Genomic DNA, 13,822 nt, shown 5'->3' on the forward strand with positions numbered 1-13,822 from the left:
CAGGGGATGGTGGCGGGGCAGCCGTCCTTGGGCGAGGGTCAGAGCTCGCCCAGTGCCCAGAACCCCACGGCAAAGCAGGCCATGGCCAGCAGCAGGACGGGGATGACCACCTTCGCGGGCGGGCCGGGGCGGCGCCGCGTATTCGCCCTCGATCGGCGTGGAACCTGCGACGGCTGAGCGGTGTATGAACCAGTAGAGGCGTACGCAGGTTGGTGCACCGCCGGAGTGGAGACCTGAGAGGGGTCCAGGGGCGGTCGCGGCTGAGGGGAGGGTATGTGAGTGGGTTCGTGGAGCGGCGGAGTGTGCAGGGGCGTCCCAACTGTGGGAGTGGCCTGCTGATTCAGCTGGTGCTGGGAGTAGCCGGGAGCGTGGTGCTGCGGCTGCGCATGCCGGGGCTCCACGGGCGGTGGTTCCGCACGCTGTGGCTCCGCGTACGTCGGCTCCGTCTGGCGCGGTGGAGCGTGGGTGGCCAGCACCTGCGGTGGCGGCAGATGGAAGCTACCGGTGTCCGACATGGTGGACGGCTGGGATGGCCCGGGGTCGTGTTCGGGTCGTGGCGGGGCAGGCTCGGGTCGTGGCGGTGCGGGCTCGATTCGCGGTGGGGCCGGCTCGTTGCGTGCTGGTATGGGTTCGGACTGCTGGGGTACGGCGACGGGGGGCGGCTCGGGGGCCGCTTGCTCCCCGCGTTCCGCGGAGGAGGAGCCCGCACCCTGATACCACTGCCCTGTGCCTGTGCCTGCGCCTGCGCCTGTGCTGGTGCCTGAGTTGGTCTTGGGCGGCGCCGATGGGGGCATCGGTGGCGGTAATACGGCACCGGAGTAATGAGGTTGAGGCGTCGCAGAGCCGTTGGTCGGAGCCGGAGGTAGGGCGCCCGCGCCGGACTGCGCGAGCGAGCCCTGGGACGGCGTGGCCTCAGGCAGCTGAGCCGGAAGCGGAGGAACGGAGGGAGGTGGAGGCGTCACGTCGACGCCGGAGGCCGAAGGGGTGGACCAGCTTGGTGAGTTGGAAGGAGCATCAGCGCCTGACCGAGGAGCATGTGCACTCGGCTGCAGGAGCCCCGGGCCCGGCGAGCCTTCCGCTCCCGGCGGCGGGCTGTCCGTACCAGGGGCGTCCGCACTGACTCGAGAAGAGTCCGTTCCCCGCCCGGACCTGGACGAGGACGTGGCGGCCGGGCTCGTCGCGCTCACATCCAGCCCTGACGCTCGCTGCAGCGGGCCTTCCGAGCCAAACCCCACGGGAAGCGGGCCGAGTTGATCGAACACTTCCACCAGCTCGTCGTCGGGGCCGGGCTCGGGGAGCAGCTCGGTGGCTGCGGCGAGAGCCTTGCGGGCACCGGTGGCCGTACGGAAGCGGGCATGGGGATCGGGCTGGAGCAGGGTGGCGATGACCTGCCACAGAGGCTCCGGGATGCCTCTGGGGGCCTTGGGCGTGCCGTGGGCGGCGAAGTGTTCGATGAGCGCCTTGGAATCGGGTTTGGCGCCCTCCAGGAGGTACAGGGCGACGAGGCCCACCGCGAAGAGGTCGGCGGGGAAGTCGGGGTCCGCGCCCAGCATCTGTTCGGGAGCGAAGTAACCCGGCGTACCCACCACGTAGTTGGTCTCGGTCAGCCGGGGCTCGCCCAGACGCATGGCGATGCCGAAGTCGGACAGGCGAAGGCGTGGCCTTGCCGTGCCGGTGGCCTCCAGCAGCACATTGGCGGGCTTGATGTCGCGATGGATGACGCCTTCCGCGTGCACGGCGGCGAGGCCCGACAGCAGCTGGTCGAGCAGGAGGCAGACGTAGGCAGGAGGGAGAGGGCCGTAGTCGTTGACGAGATTGACCAGGGAGCCCCCGGCGACCAGATCCATGGTGAACAGGACCTTGTCGTCATCGGCGGCCCAGCTGGCGGGCGCGAGCACGTGGGGGTGGTCGATCCGTACGGCCTGTTCGCGGACGAAGCGGAGCAGAGCGTGCGCGTCGCGCTGCTGCAGGACCTTGGCGGCCACGTACCGGCGGCGTCGGTGGTCCCAGGTGCGCCAGACGGCGCCGACTCCCCCGCGTCCGATCGGGTCGACCAGTTCGTACCGGCCGGCGAAGACCTCACCCATGGTTGTGCGTCGTTCCCCCTTCGGCTCCCCCCTGGCTGCCCGTCGGCGGAGGACACGGCTTCCGAGCCGTCCTCCGCGGAGTCGGCTTCTGCCTACCGGTTTCCCACGGAGCTCATTTCCGTACCTCTGTCCCCCAGCCGCATTGTGTTTCCCGTCCCCTCAGCCCCCTCCGCAGCCTCTGCCTGGCCCGGTCCTCTGCCTCTCCGGACGTCTGCCTCGGCCCGCCCTTCCGGCGGCCCGGTCCGTTCCCTCTCGGCTCTCATCGAGCCTACGTCCGCGTCTTCGTGACGTCGGTGCTGGTGGGCCTGTTCAGCCCTGGTCCCGAGCCTGTGTCACTGGTCCCCCCGCCTGTGTCACCGGTCCCCCGCCTCGGCCGCGGCCCGGTCGCCGACCCCGTCTCGGTGACCGGGCCTCGATCTCAGTTCTGGTGGGACTGGTAATGGGCCACCGCGTCCGAGGTACGGCCCGCGCCGTACACCCGGAGGAACTCTGCCAGTTCGGGGTGGGTCGGGGCGAGGGTGTCCGCCGCCTCGATGATGTCGCCCGCGGCCGCCACCGAGCGCAGCAGCGACTGGATCTCGCGGACGACCCGCTTGACCGTGGGCGCTCCGGAACTCGTCGTCGACTGCGTGGTGTTGCTGAGCACAGATCCCCCCTGCGACTTCTTGATCTCGTCCATGCGCTCGGTCGCCTCGGCGGCGCTCACGCTGCCGTCCGCGACCTGCCCCGCCAGGTCCTGCAGCAGCTGCACCCGCTGAACCACGGCCGGGTTTCCGATCTTGGCCCGCTGACCGCTCATCAGCTGCGACAGCATCGGAGCGGACAGGCCCAGTACCCCCGCGAGGCGTGCCTGGTTGAGGCCCAGGTCCTCGATGAGCCTACGGAAGAGCGCCCCCAGTGGCTCTCCGTACCAGTTCCGCTGCAGCTCCCGGGCTCTTGCGGTCGCTTCCTGCTGTGCGGCGTCCATTGCGTCTCCCCATCGCTTCCCCAAAAACTGCGGTTCGCTGTAGCGAACCACGACGAGCATCTTACGGAGAGTGGTCGTTCACGGGGACCCCCAATCTTTTTGCGAGATACCGGGGGTGACCCGGTACTCTGGTCTGCGGCGCCACCCGGTGGTCGGTACTTCCGGGCGGACGCTTCCCTTCCGGGGCCTTAGCTCAGTTGGTAGAGCGCTGTCTTTGCATGGCAGATGTCAGGGGTTCGACTCCCCTAGGCTCCACAGCGATGGACCGGGCCGGACGTCAGAAGACGTCCGGCCCGGTCTCTTTTCTGTGGTCCCGCGTCCGCCCGTCCCATGGCGTTCCCAGGGAGCCGCGTCGCGATCGCGATCTGTGCAGTGGATGAGCGGACTGCCTCTGGAGCCGTGAGACGGGTCAAGGCGCCTGCTGGTGTGCGCATATGCGAAAACCATGGTCTGCGTCACAGGGATGCAGGGCCGAGACGGCCTATCACTCTTTGCAATCGGATGAGCACATTCCGGTTCAAGCTTTCACTGGTCGCACCCAGGTGTGTTTCACGTGAAACGGCCCTGTGGGCCGGAAGACCGTCAAGTCTTCCGGCCCACAGGGCTGTTGTAGGCGCCGCGCCTCGGACGGGCCGGGGCTGGTCGGGGCGGGCACACACTCGTATCAGCCGCGGACCAAAGTCCCCGGCTTCCGGCTTCTATTGCGGCACCGCCGGCTTCCACGGCTGCACCCCTGCCTCGATCGATCACGCCACCGCCGACGGGCTGGCGGTGGCGTTCGCTCGTATCAGCGGCGGTCCTCGCGGTTCGCCGCTTCGTCTTCGGCCTGCTTGGCCTCGACCTCGGGGTCGAGGACGGACTGGTCGCCGCCGCCCACGGAGGACAACCGCCCGGGCTCGGAGACCTCGGTGGCGGCGGGGGGCTCGACCAACCAGTCGGGGTTGGCCTGCTTGTCCCACCACTTCCAGGCGGCGAAGGCACCGCCCGCGAGGACACCGATCACGGCCACACCCTTGAAGACGCGGCCGGCCCTGGCGCGACGCTGCTGCTTGCGGACGAGCTTCTGGATCTGCTCGGGCGACACCTGACCGCGCAGTGCGGCCAGCGCCGCCACGCTCCTGGCCGTGGCCTCCTCCCGCATGGGCCCGGCAGCGGCCACTGCCTGCTCGAGACGCGGACGGGAGTAGTCGGCGGCCTGGCGGGCCGCCTTCCTGGTGCGCTCGGCGGCCTCATGCGCCGCGCTGTCGATCTTCGGCGGTACGTGCGTGCGTGCCTGTTCCAGACGCGGGACGACAAGGGCGCCGTACTGGACGCGTGCCTGTTCCGCGGCCTGCGACACCTTGGGCGCGATCTTCACGCGCGCCTCGTGTGCGTAGTGCGAGGCCTTTTCCTTGGCCGTGTCGGCGTAGGGCGCCACCACTTCCGCGGCGTGCAGCACGCTGTCCTTCGCCGAACCGGTCGCGGCGCGCACGCTGTCGATGCGGGTCACGGGATCCTCCTCCTCGGTGGCGTACGGTATTTCGACTTTCCACCCTTTTGGCGATCATGCCTCTCGGAACGCTCTGAAGCATGTGAGGGCGGGCATCCGGGTCATGCGAGTCGACTCCGCGCGGTCAGGAAGCCGGGAACCGTTCGCGATCCGGTGCTGTGCAATTGCGGATGAATACGGGGCAACGGGAGCTTGTCCACGACAGTGCCGACAATGCCACGGATCGTCGCCAAGCGCGCCGATACCGTGGGTACTCGACCCGTTTTCGGTGCGCATGCCGGACGAGGGCGTGGCCGTCGGGCGACTCCGGGCGCGGTCCGTGCGAGGATCGGGGGAGTCACAGAGGACAACGGAAGGCAGATCGTGGCTGAGCAGCTGTACGCCACCCTGAAGACAAACCACGGCGACATCGAGGTGCGGCTGCTGCCGAACCACGCGCCCCAGACGGTCAAGAACTTCGTCGAGCTCGCCAAGGGCGAGCGTGAGTGGACCCACCCGGCGACCGGCCAGAAGTCCACGGACAAGCTCTACGACGGCACGGTCTTCCACCGGGTGATCAGCGGATTCATGATCCAGGGCGGTGACCCGCTGGGCAACGGCACCGGCGGCCCCGGCTACCAGTTCGGGGACGAGTTCCACCCGGACCTCGCGTTCGACAAGCCCTACCTGCTGGCCATGGCCAACGCCGGTCCGGGCACCAACGGCTCGCAGTTCTTCATCACCGTCTCCCCGACGGCGTGGCTGAACCGCAAGCACACCATCTTCGGCGAGGTCGTCGACGCGGCCAGCCAGAAGGTCGTCGACTCCATCGCGACCACCCAGACCAACCCGCGCACCGACCGCCCGGTCAAGGACGTCGTCATCGAGTCGGTCGTCGTCGAGACCCGCCAGGGCTGAGCCGCCTGAAGGTCCGCCACGCGGGCCGGGGCCTCAGGGGCGCCCTCGTGCGCCGGAACCGAAAGGTTCGCAAGGTCCCCAAGGGAACCATTCGCCCCGCTCATCCGTAAGGATGGGCGGGGCCGATGTGTTCCACACACGAGACGGAGGGGACCGATGGACCAGGTGCCGAGCAGCCCGCAGGACATGCAGAGCCTGCCCACCTGCTACCGGCACCCGGACCGCGAGACGGGCATCCGCTGTACCCGGTGCGAACGCCCCATCTGCCCCGAGTGCATGGTCAGCGCCTCCGTCGGTTTCCAGTGCCCGGACTGCGTCCGCAACGGCTCGGGCACGGGCCACGCACCCTCCGCCTCCCAGCCACGCACCCTCGCGGGCGGCGCCGTCAGCGCCGATCCCCGGCTCCTCACCAAGATCCTCGTCGGCGCGAATCTGCTGCTGTTCCTGGTGCAGACGTCGCTGGGCGACCGCTTCACCGACCGCTTCGACCTCATCGGGCGAGCCTGGGTCCCGGAGCTCGGGCTCCAGGGCATCGCCGAGGGCCAGTGGTACCGGCTGGTTACGTCGATGTTCCTGCACAGCGGCGTCACGCACATCCTGTTCAACATGCTCAGCCTCTGGTGGATCGGCGGCCCCCTGGAGGCGGCCCTGGGCCGTGCCCGCTATCTCACGCTCTACTTTGTCTCCGGCCTCGCCGGCAGTGCCCTCACCTATCTGCTGGCCGCGCCGAACCAGCCCTCCCTCGGTGCGTCCGGCGCGATCTTCGGTCTCTTCGGTGCGACCGGCGTCCTCATGCGGCACCTCAACTACGACATGCGGCCGCTGGTCATCCTGCTGGTGATCAACCTGATCTTCACGTTCAGCCCGTTCTTCAACATCTCGTGGCAGGCCCATGTGGGCGGCCTCGTCGGCGGTGTCGTAGTCGGCTATGCGATGGTGCACGCTCCTCGGGAGCGGCGGTCGCTGATCCAGTTCGGGGTGTGCGCCCTGGTCCTGGCCGCCGTCCTGATCACGACTGTGGTCAGGACCGCCCAGCTCACCTGATCAGCCCTGATTCCCCTGTGAGCGGGCACCCGACGGTACTGCTGCAGCACTGTTGTCCACAGACCGTGCCGGATCTTGTGCATAGGGTGGGGGAACAGGTGTGCCCCCTGTCGCTCACCTGCGTTTTCCCAGGTCAGACAGGGGGCGAACATGCTTGCGGGGCTGGCGGATCAGTCATACCGGCGTCAACGCCCGATGAGTTATCCACAGATCGTCGTTCTTTTTCCCCACTGTGGAAAACACCTGTGGATAACTCCGTGGATAGCTCTGGGGAGGGCTGGTCACACGGGGGTGGAAGGTGCTACTTCCACTGGGTGGAGACGCCGAACCCGGCGGCGATGAAGCCGAAGCCCACCACGATGTTCCAGTTGCCGAGGGAGTCGATGGGCAGCGAGCCGTCGGTCACATAGAAGATGACGATCCAGGCCAGGCCGATGAGGAACATGGCCAGCATGACGGGAGCCACCCAGCCACGGCTGTTCAGCTTGATGGCTGTGGCCTGCTTCGACGGCGGCGGCGTGTAGTCGGCCTTCTTGCGGATACGTGACTTCGGCACGAGGGTCTCTCCTGTCGATGCGCTGCGTGGCCGCGCAGGGAACGGGGCGGGCTCCGGGGCAGCGTACAAGGGGACACTGAATGCTCCCCCGGGCGTCCGTTAGCGTAGTGCTTCCGCGCCGCCTAAGGAGATAAGGGTACGTTGAGCAATTCAGCCGACTCCCCCGAGGCCGGTTCCGGCGACTCCTCCGGGCCGGGTCCCCGGACCGTCGAGTCCGACGGCTGCTCGTCCCCCACGACCGGTGACGCCTCCACCCGGGGCGGTGTCCGGCCCGTGCGCGTGCTCACCGCGGGGGTCTTCGCCCTCGCCGGGCTCATCTTCTTCACCAGCTTCGACACGGCCAAGGGCACCAACATCCGCACGGACGCCTCGTTGCTCAAGCTCTCCGACCTGATCCATGAGCGCAGCCACAAGAACGGCCAGCTCGACGAGTCCAACGGGGTGCTCCGGGACGACGTCGAGGCCCTCGCCGAACGGGACGACGGCAGCACCGAGGCCGAGGACGCACGGCTCACGGCGCTGGAGAAGAATGCCGGCACCCAGCGGCTCAAGGGCCAGGCCATCACCGTCACCCTCAACGACGCCCCGCCGAATGCCACCGCGAAGCTTCCCGGCTACCCCGAGCCGCAGCCCGACTACCTGGTCATCCACCAGCAGGACCTGCAGGCCGTCGTGAACGCCCTGTGGCTGGGCGGCGCCAAGGGCATCAAGGTCATGGACCAGCGGCTCATCTCCACCAGCGCCGTGCGGTGCGTCGGCAACACCCTGATCCTCCAGGGCCGCGTCTACTCACCGCCGTACAAGATCCAGGCGGTAGGTGACCCCGAGAAGCTCCAGAAGGCGCTCGACGAGAGCAAGGCGATCCAGAACTACATGGTCTACGTCAACGTCTACGGACTCGGCTGGAAAGTCACCGAGGACGGGCCGGTGACTCTGCCCGGCTACTCGGGCACAGTGGATCTGAAGTACGCCAAGCCCGTGGAGTAGAAGCCCGTAACGGCAGCCGGGGGACCCGTGTCGGTGCGTGTGATCGTCAGGACCGTCAGCGAACTCTGCATCACCGTCGGCACCCTCATCGTGCTCTTCGTCGTCTACGTGCTCTTCTGGACCGGCGTGAAGGCCGACACCGAGATGGACCGCCAGGTCGACCTGCTCCAGGACCAGTGGGCGAGGCAACCGGTGCGACCGACCACCGCGGCGGGGACCACGGCGAGTCCGAAGCCGCCCGCCCCGTACAAGGACGCGAAGCCCTTTGCTCTCATGTACATCCCGCGCCTTGGTCTCACGTGGAACAAGCCTGTGCTGGAGGGCACCGGGACCAGCACTTTGAAGAAGGGGCTCGGGCACTACGCGAACACCGCTCAGCTGGGACAGAAGGGAAACTTCGCGGTCGCAGGCCATCGCCGCACGTACGGCGATCCCTTCAAAGATTTTCCCAAGCTGCGGGCCGGTGACGCGGTGGTCCTGACCGACGGCGCCCACTGGTACACCTACGTCATCGACAAGGGGCCCTATCGGACATTGCCCACGGACGTCCAGGTCATCGACCCCGTGCCGAAGAAATCGGGCTACACGCGCGCGGGGCGCTATCTGACGTTGACGACCTGCGACCCGGAGTGGGGCCACAGTCATCGGCTCATCGTGTGGGGCCATCTCGAATCCACCAAGCCTGTGGAGTCAGGGAAACCTGAGGCACTACGCCGTTAGTCTGGTGGCGGTACGGCGTGAATCCGGTGCCGTGGTGTGAAGGAAGGGACGGCATGTACGGCTGGATCTGGCGGCATCTGCCCGGCAATGTGTGGGTGAAGGCGCTGCTTTCCATCGTGCTCACCCTGGCCGTCGTCTACGTCCTCTTCCAGTACGTCTTTCCCTGGGCGGAGCCCCTGCTGCCCTTCAACGATGTGACGGTGAACGACCAGTGAGTGCCGCCCGACCCGCCCGCATCCTCGTCGTCGACAACTACGACAGCTTTGTCTTCAACCTGGTCCAGTACCTGTACCAGCTGGGCGCGGAGTGCGAGGTGCTGCGCAACGACGAGGTCGCGACCGCGCACGCCCAGGACGACTTCGACGGTGTCCTGCTGTCGCCCGGGCCGGGCACCCCCGAAGAGGCCGGCGTCTGCGTCGACATGGTCCGCCACTGCGCCGAGACCGGCGTACCCGTCTTCGGGGTGTGCCTCGGCATGCAGTCCATGCAGGTGGCGTACGGCGGGGTCGTGAACCGCGCCCCCGAGCTGCTGCACGGAAAGACCTCGCTGGTGGAGCACGAGGGCAGGGGCGTCTTCGCGGGCCTGCCGACCCCCTTCACCGCGACCCGCTACCACTCGCTGGCCGCCGAGCCCGGGACCGTACCCGTCGAACTGGAGGTCACGGCTCGTACGCACGACGGGATCATCATGGGCCTCAGGCACCGTGAACTTCCCGTCGAGGGCGTGCAGTTCCACCCCGAGTCGGTGCTCACCGAGCACGGCCACCGCATGCTGGCCAACTGGCTGGCGGAATGCGGGGACGACGGCGCCGTGGCGAGGTCGGCGGGGCTCGCCCCGGTGGTGGGCAGGGCCACGGCGTGACAGCCCTGCGCCCCGAGCGCGAGAGTGCCCCCTACGGCGGCGAGGCCGCGTACGGGGGCGCCGAGGCGTTCGAGGCGGAGGATTTCCGCTCCCGCCCCCCGGCCGATCCGCCGCAGCAGTGGTACGCCCCGCCTCAGGTCCAGCCCCAGGAGATGGACTACCCCCAGGGCGACTGGTACGGCCGACGGGACTACGCGGAGCCGTCCTACGAACCGCGCTCCCGGACGCCTTACGGGGAGCCCTTCGAGAACTACGAGCAGACCGCCTATCAGGCGCCACGGCCCGCGGCCTATGAACCGGCCGTACACGAGCACCCTTCGGTCGACACCGCCCAGGAGCACCCTCCGATCGACGAGGAGACGGTGGCCCTCCGGGTGGAGGAGGCCCGGCGCCTTGCAGCCGAGGCCGAGGCGATACAGACGCCGCCCGCTCACGGGGGCCGAGCGGCGCGCCGTAAGGCCGCCAGACGGCACGGGAGGCACGGAGGGCCCTCCGGGGCCCGGGCGGGCATCGGAGCCGCTCACGGGCCCGACAAGCCCTTAGGGGCGGCCGGAGAGGCCTCGGTGCCTCTCTCCCGGGTCGAGGCACGGCGGGCCGCGCGAGCGCGCAAGCCCAGCATGAGTGTGGTCGCGAGCCGGGCGATCGGCGAGGTGTTCATCACCACCGGCGTGCTGATGCTGTTGTTCGTCACCTACCAGCTCTGGTGGTCGAACATCCGGGCCCAGCAGCAGGCTGGCCGGGAGGCGACCAGCCTTCAGGAGGAGTGGAAGAGCGGCAAGCGCGCGCCGGGCGCGTTCGAGCCCGGCCAGGGCTTCGCCATCCTGCACATCCCGAAGCTCGACGTGGTCGTTCCCATCGCCGAGGGCACCAGCAAGTCGAAGGTCCTGGACCGCGGCATGGTCGGGCACTACGACGAGAACAGCATCAAGACGGCGATGCCCCAGGACAAGACGGGCAACTTCGGTATCGCGGGACACCGGAACACCCACGGAGAACCATTCCGGTACATCAACCGGCTGAAGCCGGGCGACCCGATCGTCGTCGAGACCCAGGACACGTACTACGTCTACGACATGGCGTCGATCCTGCCCGTGACAGCGCCGTCGAACGTCAGCGTGCTCAATCCGGTGCCCCCGGGCTCGGGATTCACCGGGCCCGGCCGCTACATCACCCTCACCACGTGCACCCCGGAGTTCACCAGCAAGTACCGCATGATCGTGTGGGGCAAGATGGTGGAGGAACGGCCGCGCAGCAAGGGGAAGCCCGACGCGCTCGTCCAGTAGGGGCTCGATCAAGGGCGGATGAACTGTGGCAGTGACCACCGACGAGACCGAAGAGCGGACGGACACGTCCGGGACCGCGCCGAAGCGTCGTCGCATGGGACGGATCGCGATGGCGGTCAGTGTCTTCGGTGAACTGCTCATCACCGCGGGCGTGGTGCTGGGCCTGTTCGTCGTCTACTCGCTGTGGTGGACGAACGTGCTGGCCGACCGCGAGGCCGGCGAGGAGGCGGACAAGGTCCGCGACAACTGGGAGGCGGCGGACGACAGCCCGGGCGCCCTGGACACCAAGGACGGCATCGGCTTCCTGCATGTGCCGGCCATGGAGAACGGCGAGGTCCTGGTCAAGAAGGGCACCTCGCCCAAGGTCCTCAACGGCGGTGTCGCCGGCTACTACACAAGCCCGGTCAAGGCGACCCTCCCCACCTCCGACAAGGACGGCAACTTCACCCTCGCAGCCCATCGCGACGGTCACGGAGCCAAGTTCCACAACATCGACAAGCTCGAAAAGGGCGACCCGATCGTCTTCGAGACCCGCGACAACTGGTACGTCTACAAGGTCTACGACATCCTCTCCGAGACCTCGAAGTACAACGTCAAGGTCCTGTCGGGCATCCCCAAGGAGTCCGGCAAGAAGAAGGCCGGCAAGTACATCACCCTCACCACCTGCACCCCCGTCTACACCTCCCGCCACCGCTACATCGTGTGGGGCGAGCTGGAGCGGGTGGAACGGGTGAACGCGGAACGCACCCTGCCGAAGGAACTGCGCTAGCCGCGACTGTTTCACGTGAAACATCGGTATGGCGGCTGATTGCCCGGCTCCTACCGGAAAGACCGATGCCCGGCCCCTGTCGAGAGGAGCCGGGCATCGGTCTTGCTGCTGGACGAGGGGGTGATCAGTCCTCGAAGCGGGCGCCGGTGAGGCCTCCGAAGAAGCCCCCGCCGTTGTTGCCGCCGTTGTTGTTACCGCCGTTGTTGTTGCCGCCGAAGCTCACGGAGGCGAGGGTGATCGTCGTCTTCGTCGGGTCATTGGTCTCGTTGCCGGGGTCCGGGTCCTGGTCGGTGACCAGCGCGGTGTCGCTCTGGTCGCTGCCCGGCTGGAACTGGATGTTGGTGAAGCCGTTCTGCTGCAGGATCTGCTTCGCCTGACCCACGGTCTGGCCGACCACGTTCGGGACCTTGACCTTCTTCTCCTCGGCCTTCTTGCCGATCTGAATGGTCACCGTGTCGCCCGGGTTGAGCTCGGTGCCCGCCTCGGGGTTGGTCGCGACGACCTTGCCGACGAGGTTGTCGTCGTCGGTCTCCACATCGGTGCAGGTGCCGACCAGGTCGTTGGCCTCCATCTGGGCCTTGGCGTCGTCACAGCTGCGGCCCTCGACCGTCGGCACGACGGACTTCTCCGCCTCCTTGGCCACCGTCAGAGTGACCGTGGAGCCCTTCTCGAGCTTGCCGCTGTCGGGGTCCTGGCTGATCACGACGCCTTGCTTGCGGTCGGACTCCTCGTTCTTCCGTTCAACCACGAAGCCCTTGTCCTCAAGCTGGGACTTGGCCTCGTTGAACTGGAGCCCGGTGACGTCGGGGACGGAGATCTTCGGGGCGCCCGTCGAGATCACCAGGGCGATGGTGTCGCCCTTCTTCACCGTCTGGTCGGCGGCAGGATTCTGCGAGCAGACGTTGCCGGTCTTCTGGTTCTCACACGCCTTCTGGGTGGTGGTCACCTTGAGGTCGACGTTGTTCGCCGCCTGTCTGGCTTCCTTCTCCGTCTGGCCGACGAAGTTCGGCGCCCTGAGGGTGTCCCCGCCCGTGTCCCCACCGGCGAACATCCACCGTCCGATGAGGATCGCGCCCACCAGCACCAGCACACCCGCGACGACCAGCAGAATCGTCGAGGTGTTGTTCTTCTTCTGCTGGCGGCGACGCCCCTGGCGGTCGTCGTAGCCGTAGCCGTCGTCCCCGTTCATCGGGGGCAGCATCGTGGTGGCGCCGGCGTCCTGGGAGCGCAGCGCCGTGGTGGCCTGGTCGTCCGGGTAGCCGCCGTAACCGACCGAGCCCATGGCCGCGGTGGCAGCGACGGGCTGGCCGTCGAGGCAGGCCTCGATGTCGGCGCGCATCTCGTCGGCGGACTGGTAGCGGTAGTCCGGGTCCTTGACCAGGGCACGCAGGACGATGGCGTCCATCTCCGGCGTGATCTCCGGGTCGAAGACACTCGGGGGCTGCGGCTCCTCCCGTACGTGCTGGTAGGCGACCGCCACGGGGGAGTCGCCGACGAACGGGGGACGGACCGTCAGCAGTTCGTAGAGGAGACAGCCCGTGGAGTACAGGTCGGACCGGGCGTCCACCTGCTCGCCCTTGGCCTGCTCGGGGGAGAGGTACTGGGCGGTGCCGATGACGGCGGACGTCTGCGTCATCGTCATACCGGAGTCACCCATGGCGCGGGCGATACCGAAGTCCATCACCTTGACCTGGCCGTTGCGCGTCAGCATGACGTTGGCCGGCTTGATGTCACGGTGGACGATGCCGTTGCGGTGGGCGTACTCCAGACCCTGGAGGATGCCGATGGTCATCTCCATGGCCCGCTCCGGCAGCAGCTTGCGGCCGCTGTGGAGAAGCTCACGGAGCGTGGAGCCCTCGACGTACTCCATGACGATGTACGGGATCGAGACCCCGTCGATGTAGTCCTCGCCCGTGTCGTAGACCGCGACGATCGCGGGGTGGTTGAGCGAGGCGGCCGACTGGGCCTCCCGGCGGAACCGGGCCTGGAAGGTGGGGTCGCGCGCGAGGTCCGCTCGCAGCGTCTTCACCGCCACGGTGCGGCCGAGGCGGGTGTCCATCGCGAGGTAGACCTCCGCCATGCCACCACGGCCGAGCACCTGGCCCAGCTCGTACCGGCCGCCGAGGCGACGCGGCTCTTCCATAGCTTCCTACCAGCCCTC

General features: G+C 68.1%; 13 protein-coding genes and 1 tRNA gene. 9 read left to right on the top strand and 5 right to left on the bottom strand.

The features are described 5' to 3' along the window. Nucleotides 1-38 precede the first annotated feature (38 nt). Complete coding sequence (locus ACZ4Z3_RS21615) at nucleotides 39-2,087, bottom strand: serine/threonine-protein kinase (RefSeq protein ID WP_468502513.1); 2,049 nt, start codon at nucleotides 2,085-2,087, stop codon at nucleotides 39-41. Between the two features lie 418 nt (nucleotides 2,088-2,505). Continuing rightward, nucleotides 2,506-3,054, bottom strand: coding sequence for a helix-turn-helix domain-containing protein (locus ACZ4Z3_RS21620; protein WP_033530590.1), 549 nt, complete (start codon nucleotides 3,052-3,054; stop codon nucleotides 2,506-2,508). A 182-nt stretch (nucleotides 3,055-3,236) separates the two neighbouring features. Here ACZ4Z3_RS21620 and ACZ4Z3_RS21625 point away from each other — a divergent pair. Continuing rightward, nucleotides 3,237-3,309: transfer RNA gene (locus ACZ4Z3_RS21625), tRNA-Ala, on the top strand. Between the two features lie 532 nt (nucleotides 3,310-3,841). Here ACZ4Z3_RS21625 and ACZ4Z3_RS21630 read toward each other — a convergent pair. Further along, the gene (locus ACZ4Z3_RS21630) at nucleotides 3,842-4,543 is read right to left on the bottom strand and encodes a DUF5324 family protein (protein WP_468502514.1); all 702 of its coding nucleotides are present in this window, start codon (nucleotides 4,541-4,543) and stop codon (nucleotides 3,842-3,844) included. A gap of 363 nt (nucleotides 4,544-4,906) precedes the next feature. Here ACZ4Z3_RS21630 and ACZ4Z3_RS21635 point away from each other — a divergent pair, with 363 nt between their 5' ends. Together ACZ4Z3_RS21635 and ACZ4Z3_RS21640 are read left to right on the top strand one after the other, a co-directional pair. After that, nucleotides 4,907-5,440 (top strand): peptidylprolyl isomerase, encoded by a 534-nt coding sequence (locus ACZ4Z3_RS21635; protein ID WP_355391105.1) that lies wholly within the window; start codon nucleotides 4,907-4,909, stop codon nucleotides 5,438-5,440. 156 nt (nucleotides 5,441-5,596) lie between these two features. After that, complete coding sequence (locus tag ACZ4Z3_RS21640; protein WP_468502515.1) at nucleotides 5,597-6,484, top strand: rhomboid family intramembrane serine protease; 888 nt, start codon at nucleotides 5,597-5,599, stop codon at nucleotides 6,482-6,484. A gap of 301 nt (nucleotides 6,485-6,785) precedes the next feature. Here ACZ4Z3_RS21640 and crgA read toward each other — a convergent pair whose 3' ends face one another. Beyond that, complete coding sequence (crgA, locus tag ACZ4Z3_RS21645) at nucleotides 6,786-7,040, bottom strand: cell division protein CrgA (RefSeq protein ID WP_055520005.1); 255 nt, start codon at nucleotides 7,038-7,040, stop codon at nucleotides 6,786-6,788. 141 nt (nucleotides 7,041-7,181) lie between these two features. Here crgA and ACZ4Z3_RS21650 point away from each other — a divergent pair, with 141 nt between their 5' ends. From ACZ4Z3_RS21650 to ACZ4Z3_RS21675, 6 genes are read left to right on the top strand one after another with little or no spacing between them, the layout of a single operon-like run. Then, complete coding sequence (locus ACZ4Z3_RS21650) at nucleotides 7,182-8,027, top strand: DUF881 domain-containing protein (RefSeq protein WP_468502516.1); 846 nt, start codon at nucleotides 7,182-7,184, stop codon at nucleotides 8,025-8,027. Between the two features lie 27 nt (nucleotides 8,028-8,054). Beyond that, nucleotides 8,055-8,747: a class E sortase gene (locus ACZ4Z3_RS21655; protein ID WP_468502517.1), complete on the top strand. Its 693-nt coding sequence runs from the start codon at nucleotides 8,055-8,057 to the stop codon at nucleotides 8,745-8,747. 53 nt (nucleotides 8,748-8,800) lie between these two features. Next, nucleotides 8,801-8,962 carry a hypothetical protein gene (locus ACZ4Z3_RS21660; protein ID WP_099966627.1) on the top strand — a complete coding sequence of 54 codons (162 nt, stop codon included), beginning with the start codon at nucleotides 8,801-8,803 and terminating at the stop codon, nucleotides 8,960-8,962. Beyond that, nucleotides 8,959-9,609: an aminodeoxychorismate/anthranilate synthase component II gene (locus ACZ4Z3_RS21665; protein WP_468502518.1), complete on the top strand. Its 651-nt coding sequence runs from the start codon at nucleotides 8,959-8,961 to the stop codon at nucleotides 9,607-9,609. Before ACZ4Z3_RS21660 ends, ACZ4Z3_RS21665 begins: the two co-directional genes overlap by 4 nt. Then, on the top strand, nucleotides 9,606-10,892 hold the full coding sequence (locus tag ACZ4Z3_RS21670; protein ID WP_468502519.1) for a class E sortase: 1,287 nt from the start codon (nucleotides 9,606-9,608) through the stop codon (nucleotides 10,890-10,892). The genes ACZ4Z3_RS21665 and ACZ4Z3_RS21670 overlap by 4 nt, the downstream gene beginning before the upstream one ends. A gap of 25 nt (nucleotides 10,893-10,917) precedes the next feature. Continuing rightward, a complete protein-coding gene (locus tag ACZ4Z3_RS21675; protein ID WP_468502520.1) occupies nucleotides 10,918-11,661 on the top strand; it encodes a class E sortase in 744 nt (247 codons plus the stop codon). A gap of 124 nt (nucleotides 11,662-11,785) precedes the next feature. On the opposite strand, the gene pknB is transcribed toward ACZ4Z3_RS21675, so the two are convergent. Beyond that, nucleotides 11,786-13,804 carry a Stk1 family PASTA domain-containing Ser/Thr kinase gene (gene pknB, locus ACZ4Z3_RS21680; protein ID WP_468502521.1) on the bottom strand — a complete coding sequence of 673 codons (2,019 nt, stop codon included), beginning with the start codon at nucleotides 13,802-13,804 and terminating at the stop codon, nucleotides 11,786-11,788. Nucleotides 13,805-13,822: the final 18 nt, after the last annotated feature.

This window comes from Streptomyces sp. NPDC030296, assembly GCF_055572815.1.